The organism is Bacteroides sp. QWL-09, assembly GCF_058683585.1.
The window spans coordinates 1,143,350-1,166,483 of record NZ_CM178748.1 but is presented as its reverse complement, the minus strand read 5'-3'; the positions used below and the strand labels follow the sequence as shown (position 1 = coordinate 1,166,483).

Annotated in this window: 20 protein-coding genes; 13 read left to right on the top strand and 7 right to left on the bottom strand. The window is 38.3% G+C overall.

Features of this window, described 5'->3' with window-relative positions; translation table 11 throughout:
- The first annotated feature begins 1 nt into the window (after position 1).
- The 4 genes from AC4PG5_RS04590 to AC4PG5_RS04575 are packed head-to-tail and all read left to right on the top strand — an operon-like array spanning position 2 to position 5,636.
- Complete coding sequence (locus tag AC4PG5_RS04590; protein WP_492030266.1) at positions 2-562, top strand: F0F1 ATP synthase subunit delta; 561 nt, start codon at positions 2-4, stop codon at positions 560-562.
- Positions 563-584: 22 nt separating this feature from the next.
- Positions 585-2,168 carry a F0F1 ATP synthase subunit alpha gene (atpA, locus tag AC4PG5_RS04585; protein ID WP_492030265.1) on the top strand — a complete coding sequence of 528 codons (1,584 nt, stop codon included), beginning with the start codon at positions 585-587 and terminating at the stop codon, positions 2,166-2,168.
- Positions 2,169-2,202: 34 nt separating this feature from the next.
- Positions 2,203-3,087, top strand: coding sequence for a F0F1 ATP synthase subunit gamma (locus tag AC4PG5_RS04580; RefSeq protein ID WP_492030264.1), 885 nt, complete (start codon positions 2,203-2,205; stop codon positions 3,085-3,087).
- Positions 3,088-3,128: 41 nt separating this feature from the next.
- A complete protein-coding gene (locus tag AC4PG5_RS04575; protein WP_492030263.1) occupies positions 3,129-5,636 on the top strand; it encodes a helix-turn-helix domain-containing protein in 2,508 nt (835 codons plus the stop codon).
- A 19-nt stretch (positions 5,637-5,655) separates the two neighbouring features.
- Here AC4PG5_RS04575 and AC4PG5_RS04570 read toward each other — a convergent pair whose 3' ends face one another.
- Positions 5,656-6,555: an SDR family oxidoreductase gene (locus AC4PG5_RS04570; protein WP_492030262.1), complete on the bottom strand. Its 900-nt coding sequence runs from the start codon at positions 6,553-6,555 to the stop codon at positions 5,656-5,658.
- Between the two features lie 5 nt (positions 6,556-6,560).
- Positions 6,561-7,085, bottom strand: coding sequence for an occludin (locus AC4PG5_RS04565; RefSeq protein WP_492030261.1), 525 nt, complete (start codon positions 7,083-7,085; stop codon positions 6,561-6,563).
- A gap of 201 nt (positions 7,086-7,286) precedes the next feature.
- Between AC4PG5_RS04565 and AC4PG5_RS04560 the strand changes: the two genes are divergently transcribed.
- The 9 genes from AC4PG5_RS04560 to AC4PG5_RS04520 all read left to right on the top strand — a co-directional run bounded on the left by AC4PG5_RS04560 (position 7,287) and on the right by AC4PG5_RS04520 (position 18,633).
- Positions 7,287-8,957 (top strand): formate--tetrahydrofolate ligase, encoded by a 1,671-nt coding sequence (locus AC4PG5_RS04560; RefSeq protein ID WP_492030260.1) that lies wholly within the window; start codon positions 7,287-7,289, stop codon positions 8,955-8,957.
- 171 nt (positions 8,958-9,128) lie between these two features.
- Positions 9,129-11,867 (top strand): TonB-dependent receptor, encoded by a 2,739-nt coding sequence (locus AC4PG5_RS04555; RefSeq protein ID WP_492030259.1) that lies wholly within the window; start codon positions 9,129-9,131, stop codon positions 11,865-11,867.
- Positions 11,868-11,906: 39 nt separating this feature from the next.
- Positions 11,907-13,154, top strand: a complete 1,248-nt coding sequence (locus AC4PG5_RS04550) for a DUF4876 domain-containing protein (RefSeq protein WP_492030258.1) — start codon at positions 11,907-11,909, stop codon at positions 13,152-13,154.
- Between the two features lie 22 nt (positions 13,155-13,176).
- Positions 13,177-14,724 (top strand): DUF6850 family outer membrane beta-barrel protein, encoded by a 1,548-nt coding sequence (locus AC4PG5_RS04545; protein ID WP_492030257.1) that lies wholly within the window; start codon positions 13,177-13,179, stop codon positions 14,722-14,724.
- A gap of 44 nt (positions 14,725-14,768) precedes the next feature.
- Entirely contained in the window at positions 14,769-15,362 is a 594-nt protein-coding gene (locus AC4PG5_RS04540; RefSeq protein WP_492030256.1) for a hypothetical protein, read from the top strand.
- Entirely contained in the window at positions 15,346-15,915 is a 570-nt protein-coding gene (locus AC4PG5_RS04535) for a PepSY-associated TM helix domain-containing protein (RefSeq protein ID WP_492030255.1), read from the top strand. Before AC4PG5_RS04540 ends, AC4PG5_RS04535 begins: the two co-directional genes overlap by 17 nt.
- Positions 15,916-15,993: 78 nt before the next feature.
- A complete protein-coding gene (locus AC4PG5_RS04530; RefSeq protein ID WP_492030254.1) occupies positions 15,994-16,881 on the top strand; it encodes an ABC transporter ATP-binding protein in 888 nt (295 codons plus the stop codon).
- Positions 16,882-16,905: 24 nt separating this feature from the next.
- The gene (locus tag AC4PG5_RS04525) at positions 16,906-17,577 is read left to right on the top strand and encodes a hypothetical protein (RefSeq protein WP_492030253.1); all 672 of its coding nucleotides are present in this window, start codon (positions 16,906-16,908) and stop codon (positions 17,575-17,577) included.
- An 18-nt stretch (positions 17,578-17,595) separates the two neighbouring features.
- The gene (locus AC4PG5_RS04520) at positions 17,596-18,633 is read left to right on the top strand and encodes a DUF4857 domain-containing protein (RefSeq protein ID WP_492030252.1); all 1,038 of its coding nucleotides are present in this window, start codon (positions 17,596-17,598) and stop codon (positions 18,631-18,633) included.
- 79 nt (positions 18,634-18,712) lie between these two features.
- On the opposite strand, the gene glyA is transcribed toward AC4PG5_RS04520, so the two are convergent.
- The 5 genes from glyA to pyrB all read right to left on the bottom strand — a co-directional run bounded on the left by glyA (position 18,713) and on the right by pyrB (position 22,913).
- The gene (gene glyA / locus AC4PG5_RS04515) at positions 18,713-19,993 is read right to left on the bottom strand and encodes a serine hydroxymethyltransferase (protein WP_492030251.1); all 1,281 of its coding nucleotides are present in this window, start codon (positions 19,991-19,993) and stop codon (positions 18,713-18,715) included.
- A gap of 132 nt (positions 19,994-20,125) precedes the next feature.
- Positions 20,126-20,854: a porin family protein gene (locus AC4PG5_RS04510; protein WP_492030683.1), complete on the bottom strand. Its 729-nt coding sequence runs from the start codon at positions 20,852-20,854 to the stop codon at positions 20,126-20,128.
- A 10-nt stretch (positions 20,855-20,864) separates the two neighbouring features.
- A complete protein-coding gene (locus tag AC4PG5_RS04505) occupies positions 20,865-21,440 on the bottom strand; it encodes a flavin reductase family protein (protein ID WP_492030250.1) in 576 nt (191 codons plus the stop codon).
- Between the two features lie 74 nt (positions 21,441-21,514).
- Positions 21,515-21,976 (bottom strand): aspartate carbamoyltransferase regulatory subunit, encoded by a 462-nt coding sequence (gene pyrI, locus AC4PG5_RS04500; RefSeq protein WP_492030249.1) that lies wholly within the window; start codon positions 21,974-21,976, stop codon positions 21,515-21,517.
- Entirely contained in the window at positions 21,963-22,913 is a 951-nt protein-coding gene (pyrB, locus tag AC4PG5_RS04495) for an aspartate carbamoyltransferase (RefSeq protein WP_492030248.1), read from the bottom strand. Before pyrB ends, pyrI begins: the two co-directional genes overlap by 14 nt.
- Between the last annotated feature and the right edge of the window lie 221 nt (positions 22,914-23,134).

Here is a 23,134-nt window from a genome sequence, read left to right as displayed (position 1 = left end):
TATGGAAGTTGGTATATTATCGATGCGTTATGCTAAAGCTCTGATTGACTTTGCTACTGATCAAGGAGCCGAAGGGGTGGTGTATGAGGAGTTTCTCCGACTGACCTCTGGTTTTCGAACTCATCCGGCGTTGCGGACGACACTTGATAATCCAATTGTGCCGATGAATGAGAAAATAACGCTTGTCTCTGTAGCAGCTAATGGGGATAAACCATCTAGTGAAGCTTTTACTCGATTTATCCGCCTGGTCTTAGAGCATAAACGGGAAGAATATTTGCAAACCATGGGGCTGATGTATATTGATCTGTATCGAAAACTGAAACATATAGGAGTTGGACGTCTAGTGACGGCTGTGCCGGTCGATAAGGCGACTGAAGAACGCATTCGTTCTACGGCTGCACATATCCTTCATGCTCGTATGGAGCTGGAGACTGTGGTCGACCCGTCTATCGAAGGTGGGTTTGTGTTTGATATAAACGATGTTCGCTTGGATGCTTCTGTGGCTACTCAGCTGAAACGCGTGAAACAGCAGTACATCGATAAGAATAAGAGAATTGTATAAAGAATAGAAAAAGAGTTGAATCATGTCTGAAAATATAAGAGTTAGCGAGGTCTCTGATATCTTACGCCGCCAATTGGAGGGGATAGATACCCGTATACAGCTTGATGAAATAGGAACGGTGCTTCAAGTGAGCGATGGGGTTGTTCGTATTTACGGATTGCGAAATGCTGAGGCTAACGAATTGCTAGAGTTTGAGAATGGGATTAGAGCCATTGTGATGAATTTGGAGGAAGATAATGTCGGTGCAGTTCTTTTGGGTCCTACTGATAAAATCAAGGAAGGATTTATTGTGAAACGCACGAAACGGATTGCTTCCATACAAGTGAGTGAACGTATGCTTGGACGAGTCATTGATCCGCTGGGCGAACCTTTAGATGGGAAAGGAGCGATTGGTGGCGAACTGTATGAGATGCCTCTGGAACGTAAAGCACCAGGTGTTATTTTTCGTCAACCGGTTAATCAACCTTTGCAAACCGGTTTAAAGGCGATTGATGCGATGATCCCTATTGGTAGAGGACAGCGAGAGCTGATCATTGGTGACCGACAAACCGGAAAGACGGCTATCGGTATTGATACGATCATCAATCAGAGGGATAATTACTTGAAAGGGGAACCGGTCTTTTGTATCTATGTGGCCATTGGTCAAAAAGCCTCTACGGTGGCTTCTATCGTGAATACATTACGCGAAAAAGGAGCTATGGAGTATACCATTATTGTTGCTGCGACTGCTGCTGACCCTGCTGCTTTGCAGTATTTTGCTCCGTTTGCCGGAGCGGCTATCGGTGAGTTCTTTCGTGATACCGGTCGCCATGCGTTAGTGGTTTATGACGATTTGTCAAAACAGGCTGTGTCTTATCGTGAGGTTTCTTTGATTTTGAGGCGACCTTCCGGGCGTGAGGCTTATCCGGGAGATATTTTCTATTTACATTCTCGTTTATTGGAACGTGCAGCTAAGATTATTGATCAAGAAGAGGTGGCTCGTCAGATGAATGATCTTCCGGATAGTATTAAAGACCTTGTTAAAGGGGGAGGCTCATTGACTGCTTTACCTATCATAGAAACACAGGCGGGCGATGTATCGGCATATATCCCGACTAATGTCATTTCAATTACAGACGGACAGATCTTTCTAGATACGAATCTTTTTAATCAAGGTAACCGTCCGGCGATTAATGTTGGTATTTCTGTGTCACGTGTTGGAGGAAATGCTCAAATAAAGGCGATGAAGAAAGTGGCCGGTACGTTGAAAATCGATCAGGCTCAATATCGTGAACTTGAGGCTTTCTCTAAGTTTAGCAGTGATATGGATCCCGTAACGGCAATGACTTTGGATAAAGGACGTAAAAACACACGTTTGTTGGTTCAAGCTCAATATGCACCTATGCCTGTTGAACAGCAAATTGCTATATTATATTGCGGAACACATGGGTTGCTGAGAAACATTTCATTGGATAAGGTGCGCGACTTTGAATCACGTTTTATAGAACGACTTAAGTTGAATCATCAAAAAGAGGTGCTTGATGTCTTAAAATCAGGAATCATTGATGAGGAGGTAATCGGGATCATTGAGGAAACGGTTAAAGTTGTTGAGAATCAGTATCTTTAATTTTTTTTTTTAGTTTAATCATAAAGGGATAGAGATGATTGCATTAAAGGAAGTTAAGAATAGAATTAATTCAGTAAAGAATACACGAAAAATAACTTCGGCCATGAAAATGGTGGCTTCTGCAAAACTTCATAAGATGCAAGGTCTTATTCAGCGAATGTGGCCTTATCAGCAGGAACTGAATAGGATTGTTGCCAATCTTTTGAGTTCGGAGGTCTCGATATCTTCACCTTATGTTTTGAAGAGAGAAAAGGTGACTCGCGTGGCGATTGTAGTTTTCTCTTCAAATTCGTCGTTGTGCGGTGGCTTTAATACGAATGTGATTAAGGAGTTTTCGCGAAAGATGACAGAGTATGAAGAACTGGGATCGGAGAATATTCTAATTTTCCCCATTGGACGTAAGATAGAGGAGGCGGTCAGACGCATGGGACTTCAATCACAAGGTTCTTTCGATCGTCTTTCTGATAAACCGACTTATGATGAGGCGATGTTATTGGCTAATAAACTGATGAACCTTTTTGAAACCGAAAAGGTGGATCGGGTCGATTTAGTCTATCATCATTTTAAATCGAGAGGGACACAGATCCTTAAAGATGAAGTCTACTTGCCGATAAACATCAATCATCTGATTCGGGATGTTGAACAACCGGAGGATTGTTGCTCAATAACCGATTATATCATCGAACCTTCTGCTGAAGAGCTCATTGAAAAGCTATTTCCTACGCTTCTGAGGCAGAAAATATTCACAACGGCAGTTGATTCCAGTACATCGGAACATGCTGCTCGTACATTGGCCATGCAAATAGCAACGGATAATGCCAATGATTTAATACAGGAATTAACTAAGCAATATAATAAATCTCGCCAACAGGCGATAACAAACGAACTATTGGACATCGTAGGAGGGAGTTTGCAATAAATTGGCAGTAAATCCCTATATTTACGGAAAAATACAACACAATGGAACAGAATGAAGAACTGCGACTAGCTTGGCAGTTCATCGAACATACAGGAACTCATCTTTTTTTAACCGGTAAAGCGGGTACCGGGAAAACAACTTTCTTGAGACAGCTAAAAGAGCGATCGCCAAAGCGTATGGTGGTGCTTGCTCCGACAGGGATAGCTGCAATTAATGCCGGAGGGGTAACGATTCATTCTTTTTTCCAGTTGTCATTTGCCCCTTATGTGCCTGATTCTTATCAGAACTCTTCTCAAATGCATTATCGGTTCAGCAAAGAAAAGAGAAATATTATTCGGAGTATGGATTTATTGGTGATCGATGAGATTAGTATGGTCCGTGCGGATTTATTGGATGAGATTGATGCTGTATTACGACGTTATCGGTATAGTGATCAACCTTTTGGGGGGGTACAATTGCTCATGATTGGCGACTTGCAACAGTTGGCACCGGTGATACGGGAGTCTGATTGGCAATTGCTTAGTGCTTATTATGATACCCCTTATTTCTTCGCTAGCCGTGCCTTAAGAGAAACGGTTTATAAAACCATTGAATTGAAAACGGTTTATCGTCAGAAGGATAGTGATTTTCTGACGATCCTTAACAAAATTCGAGAGAACGTCGCCGATGATCAGACCTTTAACTTGTTGAACAAACGTTATCTACCTCATTTTCGTCCGGATGAAAAAGAAGGCTATATCCGATTAACCACGCATAATTATTTAGCACAACAGATTAATGATCAGGAATTGGCAAAACTACCTGGTGATTCCTGCAAATTTAATGCTCATATTGATGGCACTTTTCCTGAACATGCTTATCCTACCGACAAACAGTTGGTCATTAAAGAGAAAGCTCAAATCATGTTTGTGAGAAATGACAGTTCGTCTGATAAGCGTTATTATAATGGTATGCTTGGTGAGATTATTGCTCTTACGGCGGATAAGAAAATCTTAGTGCGTAGTAAAGAGACCGGATTGGAATTTCTATTGGAAAGGGAGGTTTGGCCAAATTATAAGTATGTCTTAGATGAGGAGACGAAGGAGATCTCCGAAGAGTTGGAAGGTTCGTTTGAGCAGTATCCTATTCGATTGGCATGGGCTATTACCATTCATAAAAGTCAGGGGCTAACTTTTGAGCGAGCGATCATCGATGCTCGTAACTCTTTTGCGCATGGACAGACTTATGTGGCATTGAGCCGTTGTCGGAGTTTGGAAGGGTTGGTTTTAGAGGCTCCTTTACATCGGGATTCGATCATTAGTGATGCTACTGTAGATGCTTTTTCGGAGCGCATGAAGAGAACGCAGCCTCAGCAACAAGATGTTGATCTTCTTAAGAAAGCTTATTTCTTCGAATTGCTGAGAGACCTTTTTGACTTTTATCCTTTGGGTAATGCGTTTAAACGCCTCCTTCGATTATTGGATGAACATCTTTATAGTGTTTACCCTCAGTTGTTGAATGAATATAAATCCCATTTGGAGGTTTTGAATGCTCAGATTGTTGAAATCTCTACTCGCTTTCAAGGACAGTATACTCAACTGATTAGTCAATCTGATAATTACGAGGTCGATCAAAAATTGCAAGAGCGTGTCCATTCTGGAGCTAGTTATTTCTATGATCAGTTGAGGCCATTGAGAGAATTATGGGAACGTACTTTTATCTCCTCCGATAATAAAGCGATTGCTAAACAAATCACTGAGCGTAAACAGGCATTAAATGATGCTCTTTGGATAAAGGAGTTGTTGCTCGAACATTTTCGTTCGGAGTCATTTGGTATTTCTGAGTATGTGAAGGTTCATGCGAAGGTTCTTCTTGATGTTGAGATGGACAAGTCGACTCCTGCGGCGAAAAGGAAATCAACGAATGGAGAGGGCAAGGTTAAGGAGCGTTTGAAAGTAGAGGTTCCTTCGGATATTCTTCATCCGGAACTTTATGGACAATTGTGCGAATGGAGAGGAAGGAAAGCAAGTGAGCTACATGCTCCGGCTTATACTGTCGTTCAACAAAAGGCATTAATGGGGTTGACTAATCTCTTACCGGATACGTTGGATAAGATGAAGAAAGTGCCTTATGTTGGTGAGGCTACTTTATCTAAATATGGTCTTGAATTATTGGCCATGATTAGAGAATATATGAAAGCTCATCGATTGTCTTGTCCGGAGCTCATTGAAACAATCGTCGAAGTGGTACCTAAAGAAAAAAAGAAGGAGAGCCGTTTGGTGACTTATGAGATGTTTATTGCTGGGAAATCAATTGAGGATATTGCTGAAGAAAGATCACTGACTAGGGCAACAATTATTGCCCATCTAGGCACTTATGTTCGTGAGAATAAGTTAGATGTGGATCGGATTGTCGATCGCCATAAAGTTCACCGAATAGGAAGTTTTATTGAATCAAATAAAGAATTAAAGAGTTTGACAGCCATTAAAGAAGCACTAAAAGGTGATATCTCGTATGAAGACATCAAATTGGTTCTTGATGCATTGTATGCTAAAGAACAACGAGAGTAAGATGAACTCTTTAATAGCTTTATCCAAACATCTTTTTTAATCCTTCATCGATAGATAGGGGAGTATAACCGAAAGCATTTCGAGCTTTATCAATATTTAGGCCACTAAAGCGTGGACGAGCTGTGGCTTCATTTAAACTTTGTGTTGTTACGGGTTCAATGAGGGAGGTATCTAGTCTTAAATAATCTGCAACCTTAAAAGCAATGTCGGAGATCGTTAGACAATCTTTTCCCGTGAGATGAAAAAGCCCGGTTTGCGAGTGATTAATGAGTTGTTCGATTCCTTTAGAGATATCACCGACAAAAGTAGGGGTTCTCCATTGGTCAGAGACCACTCGTATGGGTTCTCCTCGTTTTAACTTTTCGGCTGTCAAATGGAAAATGTTTCCATGTTGTCCGGTAAGTGGTGAACCATAAACAATAGCTACGCGGACGATAGCGTGGTCTTCACAGAGTTTTGCAACTTGTTCTTCACTTTTCCATTTGGTGAAGCCATAATAATTGACTGGGTCCGGTTGATCGTTTTCTGAATAGAGCGAGGTTTTTGATCCATTAAAAACAAAGTCGGTTGAAAGATGGATCAGTTTGATTTGTCGTTCCTCTGAGAGTTGAGCCATTTGTTCGACTGCTGTAACATTGGTTTGGTAAGCTTCATCCCGGTGTTGTTCACAATAATCAGGGACAGATAGAGCTGACGCATTAATAATAACATCAGGTGCCGTTTGGGTGAGTAATTGTTCGATTTCTTGGGGGCAACGAAGATCCGCCCGATAGAAATCATATGGATATGGAGATTGACCTGAATATAAGTCCTCTCTCAGTGATGAACCAATGAGATGATAATGTTGTTCTGATGCTAAATCGTTAAGTAGTTGTCGTCCGGTGAAGCCATTCGCTCCAATAATGAGTATTCTTTTCATAATTTCTAATAAGGATAGTTTCGTCCTTGTCGTACTTCTATACGAATGCCAAAGGCCTTGTTTGCCGATTTTAGTTCAAATCCTCCGTTAAAATTGTTCTTTTCCCATGGGAGCGCACTTCTTTGTGGAATCTTCCACCCATCGGCATTATAGTTGCCATAAGTACTAAATTGCCATCCATTATTGAGTTTAAATGTGCTTTTTCGGAAGGTTTCGGTTTGTCCAAATGATGAGAAATCATTTAACCCTAATGAATAGGATGATCCGATCTGTTCTTGTGAGTAAATTGAACTCTCCGGTAAACGAAAGAGGGCATTATAGTCTTTAGCGTTGTCTGTAAGGGTAAAATCGAACTTTGGTAATTTAATCATTGTAGCTTGCATCAATCGCATATCAAGCAGAAAATCACCGAATTGCTTTATACCGGTTTTTGTGGTATGGCGGATGCTATCGGTGGGTAATTCAGATTGAGCTTTAAGCGTGGTTAGGCTTGCTACTGAGAGCAAAAGATAAATCATTAACTTCTTCATGTTTGCAATCGGTTTGGATACAAAAATAATAAAATGATTTGAAAAATAAAATAGAGCTGATATTTAATTGTGAATTAGTCAGATTCATCTGTCATTGTGTCTCTGTGGGCGTTTTGCTGATCATGTTTTTCAGCATTATCAATGATTTCTATAGATAGATTTATTACCTTTGTCATTCAAAACATAACTAAATTACCTCTTATGAAATCTGATATTGAAATTGCTCGCAGTATTGAACTGAAGAAGATCAAACAAGTTGCGGAATCTATAGGTATTCCTCGTGACGAAGTGGAAAACTACGGACGTTATATTGCTAAGATTCCTGAACATCTTATCGATGAAGAAAAAGTTAAGAAAAGCAACCTAATATTAGTGACGGCTATCACAGCAACTAAAGCTGGAATTGGCAAAACGACTGTATCTATAGGCTTGACTTTAGGTTTGAATAAAATTGGCAAAAAGGCTGCTGTTGCATTGCGCGAGCCGTCTCTTGGTCCATGTTTTGGCATGAAAGGAGGAGCTGCCGGCGGCGGATATGCTCAGGTGCTTCCAATGGAGAAGATAAATCTTCATTTTACAGGAGATTTTCATGCGATAACCTCTGCTCATAACATGATATCGGCTTTACTTGATAATTATCTTTATCATAACCAATCGAAAGGTTTTGGTTTGAAAGAGATTCTATGGCGCCGTGTTCTTGATGTGAATGATCGCTCTCTTCGTTCGATTGTGGTAGGGTTGGGTGAGAAGACTAATGGAATAACCCAACAGTCAGGTTTTGATATTACTCCGGCTTCAGAGATTATGGCTATTCTTTGTCTCTCTAAGGATCTTGATGATTTACGTCGGAGAATTGAGAATATCCTTCTAGGTTTTACTTATGACAATAAGCCTTTTACCGTGAAAGATTTGGGAATAGCAGGAGCTATAACGGTGTTGCTTAAAGATGCGATCCATCCTAATCTTGTACAGACAACTGAAGGTACAGCTGCTTTTGTACATGGTGGCCCGTTTGCGAACATAGCTCATGGCTGTAACTCATTGTTGGCCACTAAAATGGCTATGACTTTCAATGATTATGTTATTACTGAAGCAGGCTTTGGAGCTGATCTTGGTGCAGAGAAATTCTATAATATCAAATGTCGTAAAGGAGGATTACAACCTCGCTTAACGGTTATTGTTGCCACTGCACAAGGATTGAAGATGCATGGTGGAGTTAGCTTAGATCAGATCAAGGAGCCCAACATTGAAGGATTGAAAGAGGGATTGCGTAATTTGGATAAACATGTACGTAACCTGAAATCGTTTGGTCAAACAGTCATTGTAGCATTTAATAAGTTCGCGAGTGATACCGAAGAGGAAATGGAGTTATTACGTCATCACTGTGAGGAAGTCCTTAATGTTGGATTTGCCATTAATAACGCTTTTGCTGAAGGTGGAGATGGAGCTGTCGATTTGGCTAATTTAGTTGTTGATACGATTGAGAGTCAGCCATCTGAACAACTTTGTTACACTTATGAGGAAACAGATAGTGTACAGACTAAGATCAGTAAGATTGCAAAAGGACTTTATGGCGCAGAAACGATCACATACAACAGTGCAGCCCGTAATCGTATTAAACAGATTGAGGAAATGAATATTGCTCATTATCCGGTTTGTATCGCTAAAACTCAATTCTCTTTCTCAGGAGATGCCAAGAAGTATGGTGTTGCTGAAAACTTCGAGCTTCAGATTAAAGACGTGGTTATTAATAATGGTGCGGAAATGATTGTTGCTATTGCAGGAGATATCTTGCGTATGCCGGGATTGCCAAGAGAGGCCCAAGCGGTGCACATTGACATTGTTAATGGAAATATAGAAGGACTAAGTTAATTCTGGATTATTATCGTGTAGATTATCTTTATCACACGATTTTATTAAAATAACGAGCCGTTGTACTTATTTATTGGTACAACGGCTTTTCTTTTTTGCTTTTTATACCTACAAATCATGATTGACCCATAGCGACTATTTGGGATACCTTTGCAGCAAAATAATTTAAAGATGCGCAGCAAGGTTTTTTATTTGATTATAGTTAGTGTATTAAATGCTTTTATCGCTTTTTCCCAAGAGAAGAAGGACTGCGTGGTGATTGGAGTCGTTTGTGATGCGCAGACTAAGGAACCCTTAAGTTTTGCAACTATTCAATTATTTGCAACAGGTAATCAAGCGGTTTATAGCGGAATATCAAGCGTTAGTGGGCATTTTAAGATTAAAGGTCTTTCTTCTGGAGAATATACGGCGATTGTCTCTTTTCTTGGATATGACAAGTTTGTCTATAAGATGGTTGTTCCTTATCATGGCATTTTATCGTTTCAACTATCTTCTACTATAAATGCTTTAGATGAAATCGTTGTTACAGCTTCTGAATCGAAAGGGTTAACGAGCTCTTCGAAGATTGATCGTAAAGCAATGGAGCATCTTCAGCCAACGAGCTTTACCGACTTATTAGAGCTTCTTCCTGGTGGTAGATCGGTCGATCCTAATATGAGTGGTGCGAACTTGATTCGTTTGCGTGAAGCTGGAAATACAGATGTCGCTATAGCTTCATTGGGAGTTGATTTCATTGTCGATGGCTTGTCGATAAATACAGATGCCAATCTGCAATATGTGCCGGGTTATAGTAAGGGAGGAGATAAAGAATCGGTGGGACTGGGAGTTGATATGCGAACATTATCTACAGATAATATTGAGAGTGTGGAAATTGTTCGTGGTATTCCTTCGGTAAAATATGGTAATCTTACTAGTGGTTTAGTGAAGATTAAACGTAAGCATTCTGCTTCTCCATTTACAGCGAGGTTTAAGGCAGATCAAGTTGGAAAAAGTTTCGCTATTGGAAAAGGGATTAGTATAGGTCGGTCTCATGTCTTGAATGTGGATTTGAGCGTTCTGGATTCTAAGATAGATCCACGTAATAGTTATGAGAATTATAAACGGCTTATTGGCTCTATTCGTTGGGATGGGTATCGACAAAAAGCTTTTGGGGAGGTTAATTGGGGGGTGAATGTTGATTACACAGGTTCTTTCGATAGAGTGAAGCGCGATAAAGATGCAACAATAAAACAAGATAGTTATCGTTCGAGTTATGACAAATTTAAATGGTCCGCTAGATATCATGTTCGTTTGAATGATGATTATACCTTACGTAAGTTAGATATTGATGCATTATGGTCTTATGAATTGAACGAGATTAGAGAACGGCGATCGGTTTCTATTGATCGACCGACGGGTATTCCAACAACTTCTAATACTGGTGCTGCAGATGGATTCTATCTACCTTATCATTATGTCGCGGATTTGAGAGTTGATGGTAAACCCATATATGCTAGTTTACGCATGAATAGTGAATGGCGTTTTCGTGCTTTGGATGCTTCTCATAAAGTGCTTTTAGGGGGAGAATGGAATTTGAACAAAAACTTGGGGCGTGGGCCGATTTATGATCTTACCAGACCTTTAAATGCAGCGTCATTTATTCGCCCAAGATCATATCGGGATATCCCAGCTTTACAGCATCTTGGTTTTTATGCCGAGGATACTATGGATTGGTGGTTTCGTAAGCATCGATTGAGTTTCTCAGCCGGAGTACGTGGAACGACATTGCTTGCTCTGGATAAAGCATATCAAATGCATGAACGTGTTTATTTCGATCCTCGGTTAAGTTTTCAATGGGAATTTCCAATGTTTAGAGACGATTGGAAAGCTAATATAAATGTTGGTTTTGGTTGGTTAACTCGTATGCCGACATTGATGCAGATTTATCCGGATGATATCTATGTGGATATTATGCAACTCAACTACTATCATGTGAACGCTAATCTTAGGCGACTGAACTTGATGACCTACAAATGGAAGAATGTCAACTATGATTTAGAACCGTCGCGTAATAAAAAATGGGATTTACGTTTAAACTTGACTCATAAGGGGCATAGTTTTTCAATGACCTATTTTACGGAATCGATGAATAATGCATTTGGTGTAGAGAGCTATTTTAAGGCTTTACCTTATAAACGTTATGATACATCTTCTATCAATTCGACGGAATTAGTCGCTCCACCTAACTTGCGATTGTTGGACTATCGAGAGGATAGATTGATCAATACATATGCCAAACAAGGCAATACGATTTCTATACACAAGAAAGGAGTGGAGTTTGAATATTTTTCACCACGCATGAAAAGGATCAATACTCGAATTTCGTTTACTGGAGCGTGGTACAAGACAGTGTATCGTGATAAGAGGCTAAAATATAGAGAGGCTTCGATTCTGATTAATAATGAGCAGCTACAGTATATAGGGTTATATGATTCTGATGGTGGTGTTGAAAATGAACGATTGAGCACCAACTTAACGATTGATACTTATTTACCTAAAATAGGAATGCTGTTCTCTTTTTCAAATCAATGTACTTGGTTCACTTCTAGAAAACAGCTATGGGAAAGTGGTGTGCCTATTAGTTATATTGATCGGAGTGGGACAACTCATCCATTTACCGAACAAGATAAGGGTGATTTACAGTTAAAACATCTTCTCAAGACGTATGGGGATTCTTATTTTCAGCGAAATACGGTGCCCTTTGCATTGGATTTAAATATGAAATTAACCAAGAAGGTCGGTCAATATATGCGTTTATCTCTTTTTGTCAATAGACTGTTAAGCTATTATCCCCAATATAAGGTTGGAAATACTTTGATAAAGAGGACGTCTTCTCCTTATTTTGGCATGGAGGTCAATTTGAACTTTTAATTTCTTTGTTGAGTATTGTTAATTTAAAATTATAAAAAAATGAAAGTAAAAAAACTTATTTTATTTGGAGCCTTAATCAGTCTATTTGCATTAGGGGCTTGTAATAATGATGAGATAGTAGACTCTGAGGTAAACTTAAGTGTTTCTATGGCTACTAGCGTGAAAGAGGAGTTGACGATAACAGCTGGCTCTTATTTATTCAAAAATGTAAATACCGGATTAGAAACAATGGTCGATTATGCCGATCAGAAAGTTTGGTTGACTGATGGATTGTATAATGTTTCGTTTACAGGTACGGCAACCTATAATTACGATCCGACTCTTTCATCCTCCGGTACAAAATCTTTATTGTTTAATGTGGCGGTGCAAGGAGCTCAACAGAATGTTACGATTAAAGGAGGTGTAGTTAAGCTTAACTTGGAATTGAATGTGCGTCATCTTAATGATAAAGGTGATTTTGTCATTGCTGAGATCTTTTGTTCTGGAACTTTAAATCCGCAAACGAATAAACAGTATAATGGCGATCAATATATTCGTATTTATAATAATTCGTCCGAAACATTGTATGCAGATGGGCTAATTATTATGGAATCGAACTTTATGACTGTTAGAAAGATGAATTATATGCCTAATATAATGGATAAGGCGGTAACTGTACAAGTCGTAGCTATGATTCCGGGTACGGGAAAAGAATATCCTATAAAGCCAGGAAAGAGCATGGTGATTTGTGATAATGCAATGAACCATCGTGAAGCTAACCCTGCTTCAGCAGATTTGAGCCAAGCTAATTTTGAATGGTTTACCAATTCGACAAGTACTTCTATTGTTGATGTGGACAATCCTGATGTGCCTAACCTTAATATGTTATATAACTATACTAAGACTATTTGGGTACTGAATAAGCAAGGTAATAAGGCTTATATTATTGGCCGTTTACCTAAAGAGGTCTCTATTGAGGATTACTTAACTCAGTATACGTATACCTATAAATTTGAGTTACCAACCGGCACGATTTCCAGAGACATGAATGACTATTATTTCCCTAATGAATGGGTTATTGATGCTGTAAATTTGAGCCCAAAGAATGACTATGTTTGGAATGTGACACATGCTTCATTGGATATGGGTTTTGCATCTGTTGGATTGAATGCTACTGTTGCTGAGAATATAGGAAAAGCGGTTGTCCGTAAACTGGAGCGGATCGAAAATGGTCGAGAGATTTTAAAGGATACTAATAATTCAACGGAAGATTTTAATTCTTCAGTTCGTGCAACTTTATTACCATAAGCCAATTTGTTGTGATCTTAACATGAATAAATCTTTTCTTCTTTTACTTTTTCTGATTACAGTGTGTCTGGATACATTACATGCTAATGGGCCAGATACACTCGTAATACAAAAGAAACTGATTAAGTCCGATCGCCCAGCTGTCAGCTTCCGCTCTCTAGTGTTTGATAATCCATCTATGCGTTACAGTATGCAGAATTTTAGTTTGACGACTATTTCTTTAAATGGATGGCATGAGCGAAAAGATCAAGGAGCATTGATACAAGAAGGGGATGGGAGTACTTTGGGGCAAATTGATGTTTTTTCATTTGTTGCATTGGATTCTTTAAATAGACTTTTTGGATCGGCATCTTATTCTAATGGGCGAGTAGAAAACATGCGTTGGAATGAAAACCTAGATCTTTCTGTGATTCACCCGTATGTGATAGGAGATTCTATTGGGGGATTCATGAAAAAAGAACGGTATAACTTTTCCGGAGGGTATATACACCGGTTTAATAACTGGCGTGTTGGTGGAGAACTTAACTATCTGGCTCAAATAGGATATCGTGATATAGATCCTCGTCCACAGAATATAACGTCCGATTTGTCAATAAAAGCATCTGTCTCTAGAGCATTAGGGCGGTGTTATGATTTTGGGACTTCGTTTTATCTACGCAAGTATCATCAACGAAGCCATATCAGTTTTCGGAACGATAAAGGTTCAACTTCTGTTTATCAGATGCTCGGACTTGGAATGGATTATACTCGTTTTGCCGGTGCTCAATTTTCTGCTAAGTATAATGGATGGGGAATGGGAATAAGCATTGATCTAATTCCATTGAAAGAAAATATGGTTTCATCCGGATGGTCTGTATCGTTACAAACTGATCTTTTCAATTTATCAAAGGATCTAGATGGTATTAGCACCGAACCCTTAAATACCTTGCGTGATTTGAACTTTGGCTTGGAGGTTAGTTGGATTAAAGAGTCTCATAATTTTAATTATGGGGTTAAATTATTAAGTTGTTGGCGCATGCGAAACGGTTACGAATCGTTATTTGGAGAACCGATTGGAGCGACTTACCCTTTATTGAGTCGTATTCGGCAATATCAGAAAAAAGAATCTCAAATTGGGTTATATGGTCTCTTGCAACACCAACTATTGGAATCTCAAAATTGGGATTGGAAAGTGATGCCACGTGTCGTGTTAAGTCGTATGGACGTTGATCATTTATCTGCTAGACGTTGGGTAGATATGGCTCATGTTGAAGGCGGAGTGGATCTTCAAGCTCGTTGGAGAAAGAAAAGTTGGTTGATCACTCCTTATTGTGGATTGGGATATCAGACCAATCTTGGCTCAAAACATCAGTTGCCGGGACTGAATGAGAATTCATCTATTGGACAAATGATCATCCATGATATTAAGGCACTATCGAATAATCGTTTCTTATTTGATTTGACTTTAAGAGTGGATTATCAAGTTACATCCAATTATGGTTTTCTGTTTCTGACTCATTGGAGTCATACCGTTTATGAGACTTACGGTAAGACAAATACTTTAGAGTTGAGTTTGGGTATTAATTTTTAAACCCATTCAATCATTATAACTAAACTATTATTAAAATAAACAACATGAAAATGAAAAAAGGGATTATTGTATTGGCCATGATGGCCATTGTTATGACGGGAACGTCGTGTGCAAATAAGCAAAAAAAAGTAGTAGAAGTATCGGTTACCGAAAGAAAAGGTTTAGATGATGCTTTAGAGGTTGATTCTTTGTTGGGAAGTGCCGAAAGACTTTTAAACAAGGAGGTAACCGTTAAAGGTCTTTGCACTCATACTTGTAAACATAGTGCGAAGAAAATATTTCTTATGGGAAGTGATGATACACAAACCATTCGTGTTGAGGCTGGAAAATTAGGATCATTCGATTCAAAATGTATAAATTCGATGGTGAGAGTTACTGGGTTAGTTAGAGAACATAGAATCGATGAGGCTTATCTGCAGAGTTGGGAAAACCAAGTGAAGGCACAGTCTAAAGAAGAACATGGAGATGATGCATCAGGTTGTTCTACGGAAAAGAAAGCGCGGGGAGAAACGGGTAGCACAACCCAAGAGCGTATCGCTGATTTTCGCATGAAGATAGCTCAATCTAAAGAAAAAACGGGGAAGGATTATCTCTCATTTTATTTCATTGAAGCTATGTCATATGAAGTGGAAGAGTAGTATTTTTTATAAATGGAATCGGTCTATTCATCGTGAACTTTCATTCTTCTTTTCCGGTATGGTTCTCATCTATGCAATTTCTGGAATAGTGATGAATCATAGAGATAAGATTAATCCTCACTTTTCCATTGAAAAAAAAGAATATATTCTTGAGCAGGAATTGCCTGCTCAAGATCTTATTTCTATTGATTTGATCAAGAAAATACTTTCCCCTCTTGACGAAGAAGACCACTATACGAAACATTATTTCCCTAATCATCATTGTATGAAGGTCTTTTTAAAAGGAGGTTCGAATTTAACTGTTGATCTAGCAACCAATTCTGCCGTTTATGAATCGGTTAAACGTCGCCCGATTATTGGGAACATGGCTAAACTTCATTATAATCCAGGGAAATGGTGGACTGTTTTTGCTGATGTTTTTGCAATAGGACTTATTGTGATTACGATCACCGGTCTTGCGATGCTTAAAGGAAAAAAGGGAATATTAGGGAGAGGAGGGATTGAATTGGGACTAGGGCTTATTCTTCCATTACTATTTCTTCTCTTCTCTTGAAAATAAGAAAATATATTTTAGCGCAATTAGCTTTTGCCTTAGAGGAAAATATCTAATTAATAATATAATAATGATTAAATGGAATCGATAATAGAGTGTGAAAATCTAACCCATTACTATGGTAAACGTTTGATTTATGAGGATTTGAACTTTTGTGTCCCTAAGGGGAGAATATTAGGACTTTTAGGAAAAAATGGAACAGGAAAAACGACAACAATAAATATTTTGAGTGGATATTTGAAACCTCGTTCCGGAAAATGTCGGATTTTTGGACAGGATATACAGACTATGGATGCCACATTAAGACGGCATATTGGTTTATTGATAGAAGGACATGTGCAATATCAGTTTATGACTATTAGGCAAATTGAACGATTTTATTCGGCGTTTTATCCTAATCAATGGCGGAAGGAAGCTTATTACGAATTGATGAACAAACTGCAAGTGGGTCCTGGACAGTTAATATCAAGAATGTCTTGCGGGCAGCGCTCTCAAGTTGCTTTGGGACTTATTTTGGCTCAAAATCCTGAACTGTTGGTTCTAGATGATTTTTCTTTAGGTCTTGATCCCGGTTATCGCCGATTATTTGTCGATTATCTTCGGGATTATGCATGTAGCGAGGATAAGACGGTTTTTCTTACGTCCCATATTATTCAAGATATGGAGAGATTGATTGATGATTGTATCATAATGGATTATGGCGGTATTCTATTCCAATCGCCTGTTGATAAACTCCTACGTGATATTCGTCAGTATACTTGCAACGTTCCGGAAGGAACCTTTTTGCCTGATATTCAGGAACTTTATCACCCGTCCATTATCCGTCGGACATTAGAATTTGTATCGTTCCTTCCTATGGACGAAATTAGAACTTTGTTGAAAAAATCCTCGATCAATTACACTGATCTAAAAAGTCGTAACGTGAATCTTGAGGATGCCTTTATTGGGCTGACTGGGAAATATTAATAAATGATTAAAAACTAAATTAGAGTGAATACTGCATTGTTTTATAAAGAATGGATAAAAGTACGATGGTATTTTCTTTTATCTGTAATAGCAACACTTGGACTTTCTGGGTATACGATGTTGCGTATCAATCGTGTCGTTAATCATAAAGGTGTAGAACACGTTTGGGAAGTCATGTTACAACGGGATGCCATTTTTATTGATTTATTACAATATATGCCATTAATTGTTGGCTTATTGATGGCTATTGTACAATTTGTACCGGAAGTTCAACGCAAATGTTTAAAGTTGACTCTTCATTTGCCTCAGAAAGAGATTCGATCAATAATCATGATGATGCTTGTGGGCTTGTTATTGCTGTTAATAGAGTTTGCTTCAACTTTCATCTTCATGGACATTTATCTTGATTCGATTTTAGCATCGGAACTAAAATGGCATATTCTACTAACAGCTTTACCATGGTACCTTGCTGGTATTGCTGCTTATTTCTTGATTGCTTGGATCTGTTTTGAGCCGGTGTGGAAGATGAGAGTCTTCAACTTAGTCATTGCGCTGTTAATTCTTCGTGTTTTCTTTTTATCAGATGCTCCGGAGGCTTACAACAAGTTCCTGCCTTATATGGGACTTTATACCTTAGTTATAATTTGTTTTTCTTGGCTTTCTGTTTTAAGATTCAAGTCGGGTAAGCAAGATTAATTTTATAAAAATAAAAAGATGAAACGATTTAGTCAGTTATTATTATCTGTGACGATCTTATTTTTGCTTTTGTGGCAACTTCCATGGTGCTATAATTTCTTAGCATCTACCTCTGATCGTACCCCTTTTACAATATATAGTACTTTGGTGGGTGATTTTGTACAAACACTTCCTAACCAGAATGGTAAAGGTGTTGTCCGGCGTGATCTTTCAGGTAAAGTTTATACTGAATCAGAGTTCGATAGTATACTTCCAATGTTTTATGTTCGTCAGTTGGTCGTTGACGAACGTTTTCCCGATACGATTTGTGGAGTATCGGTAAATCCGCGGTTGGCTCAAATGGAAAATTTCACGTTTCGAAGTACCCCATCTGAGATTAACTCTGTAAAAATTGGACTTTACCCATTGATGGAGTCGTTGTCTGGTCGGGTAGATTTGAAAATGCCTAATGACGTTTTCCGCATCACATCAGAAGGACTTGAGTTTATTGATATCCAATCAAATTTAATTAATCAGTCTAAAAGTCTTCTGTTTACAGAAGCTTTAAAGCGCAAAGGCTTTTTGTTTCCTGCTATTGAAATTGCTGGAAATCCCACAGTGCGCAAGGATTATGATGAGGGATACCTTCTTTTGGATTCTAAAAAGCAATTGTTTCATTTAAAACGAATGAGAGGGCGCCCATTTGTCCGGCAAATAGAGCTTCCTCAGGATTTGGTGTTGAAACATCTATTTATCACTGAATTTAAGAATAGAAGAACTTTGGCTTTTATGACGGATGTTAAGAACCAATTCTATGTTTTAAAGGCTAAAAGCTATGAAGTCGAACCTACAGGGATCAGTTCTTTTAATCCTGAAACGGATGATTTGATGATTTTTGGAGATTTGTTTAATTGGACAGTTAAAATAGCGCATCTGAATATGGACACTTTTTATGCTCTAAAGGCTTCCGATTACTCTCTTGTGAAATGTTATAAACGTGAGGTTTATTCACATTATATGCCGGGAATTCATTTTTCATCGTTCTTGGATAACGATATTTTCCCTCGAATTAATTAATGATTTGAGCTATAACGTAAAAGGCTATCTGACGTAAATTTTCAGATAGCCTTTTTGTTATTTAATATTTCTTGTTCGCTTAATAAGCAAAGATTGGATATTTTTCCATTGTCTTATTTACACGTGCTCGTACTTTTGCGATAACATCTTCATTTTCAACATTCGAAAGTACAGTTTCGATCATTTCAGCTATTTCAGCCATTAATTCTTCTTTTGCGCCGCGTGTTGTAATGGCTGGAGTGCCTAAGCGGATACCAGAAGTTTGGAAAGCCGAACGGCTATCGAATGGTACCATGTTCTTATTAACAGTAATATCTGCTGCAACTAATGCTTTCTCAGCAACTTTTCCAGTTAGATCAGGGTATTTAGTGCGTAGGTCGACTAGCATAGAATGGTTGTCTGTACCTCCAGAAACAATGCTGAATCCACGTTCAATAAGAGCTTGAGCCAATGCAGCTGCATTCTTCTTAACTTGTTTTTGATATTCTTTATATTCTGGCTGTAAGCATTCACCAAAAGCAACGGCTTTAGCTGCAATAACATGCTCCAATGGTCCACCTTGTGTTCCTGGAAATACAGCAGAATCAAGCAGTTGAGACATCATTTTAATTTCCCCTTTTGGAGTCTTCTTACCCCAAGGGTTTGGAAAATCTTTTCCCATTAAGATTACACCTCCACGAGGGCCACGTAAGGTCTTGTGAGTTGTAGATGTTACAATATGGGCATATTCAAGAGGATTATCAAGTAAACCTGCAGCAATGAGTCCTGCCGGGTGAGCCATGTCAACCATGAAAATAGCTCCAACTTTGTCAGCTATTTCACGCATACGTTTGTAATCCCATTCACGTGAATAAGCCGATCCACCACCGATAATCATTTTAGGCTTCTCGCGTAGAGCAATTTCTTCCATTTGGTCATAGTCAACGCGGCCTGTTTCCTGGTTTAAATTATATTCACAAGGAGTATAAATGATCCCTGAAGTATTTACTGCAGAACCGTGAGATAAGTGACCACCATGAGCCAAATTTAATCCCATAAATTTATCCCCAGGATTTAAAACGGCTAAAAACACTGCAGCATTGGCTTGTGCACCGGAGTGAGGTTGTACGTTAGCCCATTCTGCTCCAAAAATTTCTTTGAGGCGATCAATAGCGATTTGCTCACTTTGATCCACAACTTCGCAACCACCATAATAACGTTTGCCAGGATAACCCTCTGCATACTTATTGGTTAAGCACGATCCCATGGCTTGCATAACTTGATCACTTACAAAATTCTCAGAAGCAATCAACTCAATACCTTTGAGTTGACGTTGATGTTCTTTTTCGATGATATCGAAAATCAAATCGTCTCTTTTCATTCTTTTATCAGATAAGATTAAATTTCTAAATTGAGATACCTTGTTTGCCCACAAATTTAGAAAAATAAATTGAGATTGAAGAACGTAAAAAGAATTTGTTGGTGGACTCTGTTATATAACAGTTCCTAAAAATTAAAAGAGTAGGCCAAATGAAAAACTTAAAGTGCTTTCTTTACGGCGAACTGTTATATTGGAGTTGTTTGATGTCGTTTGTGAAGGGTCTGAAGTATATGTAACAGATTTGGACAAATTAGTTATGCCTTGTTCATACCTAAAATCAAAAAACAGCTGCGATATAGTCACCCCAATGCCAATAACGATTCCGACGTTTATAGGATGTAACTTTTCTCTGATGTTTTGTTGATCAAAGTTCTGAAATTCAGTATCACACTTGTTTTTCCATAAGTAACGGAATTTCGGTCCACCAAAGATAGCCATTGAATATGGGAAGGATTTTACAAAATTATATCCATATAATATAGGAAGATCAAAACTATGAATAGTCGATTTTATAGATGAATAAGTGACTTCCTCTTTTAAATCGCTATTTTCTTGTTTATCGAATGCTATCTCCGATTTATTTATATTATAAGATAATTCAGGTTGTATAAAGTGATTCTTGATATTGAATCGTGTAAAGAAGGCTAGAAGATATCCGTTTTTATAATTATTTTGGATCTCATCAATTGTGTGATCATTAATTTGGAGTTTAGACACCATAAACATCGACGAATTGAATCCGGCCCTTATTCCGAAGTTTATACTCTTATTTTTATCAGTGGAAGTTTGGGCGTTTTCTTTTGCAATAGTCTGACTTATTCCAATAAAGGCTATTATAAAAATAAGAAATGCTTGTCTCATCATTATTGATCTATTTCTGTTTTTTGTTCTTCTCAACACTCCATCCGAATTTTCCGATTTTATCACCTAAGTCGTAATATCCCCCATGCACATAGACTAAAGGATGAGCTTCTGCTAGCTCTAACTTTCCGGTCTGAGCATTTAAATGTCTGTCATCTGCGCGTACGTTTACAACATCGGCAATGAACATATCATGTGATCCGAGTGACATAATTTCTTTGACTCGACACTCAATACATAAAGGAGACTCTTCTATCAAAGGCGCATTAACTACCGTACATTTTCCCGGAGTTAATTTCATCTCTTTAAATTTGTGATAATCTTTTCCTGAACGAACGCCGCACCAATCCGTTGCAAAAGCCATATCTTTAGTTGTCAGATTAATCACAAACTCCATGTTCTTTTTTATGATATCATAAGAATGACGCTCTGGTCGTACAGAGATATAGCACATCGGAGGATTGGTACAAAGGGTGCCGGTCCATGCTACTGTAATAATATTATATTCTTTCTCTTCCGAACCACAACTGATTAAGACAGCCGGAAGAGGATAGATCATTGTTCCTGGTTTCCAATCTTGTTTCATATATAGTCAAATATAAATGCCATCAGTAACAATGAGGATTGGGCGCTACTGATGACATTGATTTTAGGGGTTATTTATAAAATTGAGAAATCTTCTCTTTTTTGCTCTTTTTCGCAATAATGGCATTTTACAATACACTCTTCCTTGTCAATAACATGAAAGATAGTTGGCATTGGTTCATTATTGGTGATGCATTTGGGATTTGCACATTTAATAATACCTTTTAGCTCATCTGGCATTTGAACCTCTTTTTTCTCTATGACTTCATAGTCACGAATAATGTTCAGTTTGACGTGTGGCGCTACAACAGAAATACGATTGATTTCTTCGTCACAGAAATATTTATCGGCAATTTTTATGATTCCTTTTTTACCTAACTTTTTGCTATCCAAGTTGAACCCGATAGTGATATTGCTGGTCATTTGTTCAATCCCTAAGAGTTGTACAACTGTAAATAATTTCTCAGAAGGGATGTGGTCGATAACTGTTCCGTCTTTTAATGCGGCAACCTGTAAAGCTTGTTTATTTTCCTTCATAACTTTTATCCTTTATAACATCTTCCAAAGTAATACCTAACACATCGCAAAGAATGGCCTCACGTGCATAAAGACCATTTTGTGCTTGTTGAAAATAATAAGCTTTAGGGCTCTCATCAACATCGTATGCAATTTCATTCACACGCGGTAGTGGATGCAAAATACGGAGATTGTCTTTGGTTTGCGCTAACATCTTATGACGGAGAATATATACGTTTTTAACTCGCTCGTATTCCATTAAATCAGTGAATCGTTCTTTCTGAACCCGAGTCATATAAAGAATATCGGCATCAGCAATGATTTCTTCATTAAATTCAGTGTGTTCTACATATTTGATGTTATGCTTCTTACAGTACAATTTGTATTCTTCCGGCATTTTTAACTCATCAGGAGCAATGAAATGAAATGTAGGATTAAAATGGCGCATAGCCATTAATAAAGAATGCACAGTACGTCCGTACTTAAGGTCGCCGACCAAAAAGATATTTAAGTTTTCTAAAGTACCTTGAGTCTTATAAATCGAGTAGAGATCGAGCATGGTTTGTGAAGGATGTTGGTTTGCGCCATCACCGGCATTCACAATAGGCACCGGAGCCACTTCACTAGCATAACGGGCTGCTCCTTCAAGATAATGTCTCATGACGATAATATCGGCATAGTTACTCACCATCATGATGGTGTCTTTTAATGTTTCACCTTTTGAAGAACTGGTTACTTTAGGATCAGTGAAGCCGATAACACGTGCTCCTAGTCGATTGGCGGCTGTCTCGAAACTAAGACGAGTGCGAGTGGAAGGTTCGAAGAAGAGAGTTGCAACAACTCGGTCTTGCAGTAACCGGCGATTAGGGTTCATTTCAAACTGTCTCGCCATTTCAAGCATATAAAGGATCTTCTCTTTTGAGTGCTCGGCAATGGTTACTAAACTTTTGTTTTCCATTTTGTTATGATTAAAAATGTGGATAGAACTTGAATTACCGGAGTGTAAAGATAGTAATATTTTATAAAACTAGATCGATTTTAAAGGTTATTGTTTGAGATTTTAATTTTGCGAACGTGCTGATTCTTTTGACGATTTGATAAACGAACGAACTCTTGAATAAAGAAGTATAGGTCTTTATAGAGATTACTTAATGCGATATAAATAAATATTAAACGTGC

Coding starts and splice junctions, on each gene's coding strand:
- AC4PG5_RS04590 (WP_492030266.1), top strand. CDS start 2: ATGGAAGTTGGTATATTATCGATGCGTTATGCTAAAGCTCTGATTGAC.
- atpA (WP_492030265.1), top strand. CDS start 585: ATGTCTGAAAATATAAGAGTTAGCGAGGTCTCTGATATCTTACGCCGC.
- AC4PG5_RS04580 (WP_492030264.1), top strand. CDS start 2,203: ATGATTGCATTAAAGGAAGTTAAGAATAGAATTAATTCAGTAAAGAAT.
- AC4PG5_RS04575 (WP_492030263.1), top strand. CDS start 3,129: ATGGAACAGAATGAAGAACTGCGACTAGCTTGGCAGTTCATCGAACAT.
- AC4PG5_RS04570 (WP_492030262.1), bottom strand. CDS start 6,555: ATGAAAAGAATACTCATTATTGGAGCGAATGGCTTCACCGGACGACAA.
- AC4PG5_RS04565 (WP_492030261.1), bottom strand. CDS start 7,085: ATGAAGAAGTTAATGATTTATCTTTTGCTCTCAGTAGCAAGCCTAACC.
- AC4PG5_RS04560 (WP_492030260.1), top strand. CDS start 7,287: ATGAAATCTGATATTGAAATTGCTCGCAGTATTGAACTGAAGAAGATC.
- AC4PG5_RS04555 (WP_492030259.1), top strand. CDS start 9,129: ATGCGCAGCAAGGTTTTTTATTTGATTATAGTTAGTGTATTAAATGCT.
- AC4PG5_RS04550 (WP_492030258.1), top strand. CDS start 11,907: ATGAAAGTAAAAAAACTTATTTTATTTGGAGCCTTAATCAGTCTATTT.
- AC4PG5_RS04545 (WP_492030257.1), top strand. CDS start 13,177: ATGAATAAATCTTTTCTTCTTTTACTTTTTCTGATTACAGTGTGTCTG.
- AC4PG5_RS04540 (WP_492030256.1), top strand. CDS start 14,769: ATGAAAATGAAAAAAGGGATTATTGTATTGGCCATGATGGCCATTGTT.
- AC4PG5_RS04535 (WP_492030255.1), top strand. CDS start 15,346: ATGAAGTGGAAGAGTAGTATTTTTTATAAATGGAATCGGTCTATTCAT.
- AC4PG5_RS04530 (WP_492030254.1), top strand. CDS start 15,994: ATGGAATCGATAATAGAGTGTGAAAATCTAACCCATTACTATGGTAAA.
- AC4PG5_RS04520 (WP_492030252.1), top strand. CDS start 17,596: ATGAAACGATTTAGTCAGTTATTATTATCTGTGACGATCTTATTTTTG.
- glyA (WP_492030251.1), bottom strand. CDS start 19,993: ATGAAAAGAGACGATTTGATTTTCGATATCATCGAAAAAGAACATCAA.
- AC4PG5_RS04510 (WP_492030683.1), bottom strand. CDS start 20,854: ATGAGACAAGCATTTCTTATTTTTATAATAGCCTTTATTGGAATAAGT.
- AC4PG5_RS04505 (WP_492030250.1), bottom strand. CDS start 21,440: ATGAAACAAGATTGGAAACCAGGAACAATGATCTATCCTCTTCCGGCT.
- pyrI (WP_492030249.1), bottom strand. CDS start 21,976: ATGAAGGAAAATAAACAAGCTTTACAGGTTGCCGCATTAAAAGACGGA.
- pyrB (WP_492030248.1), bottom strand. CDS start 22,913: ATGGAAAACAAAAGTTTAGTAACCATTGCCGAGCACTCAAAAGAGAAG.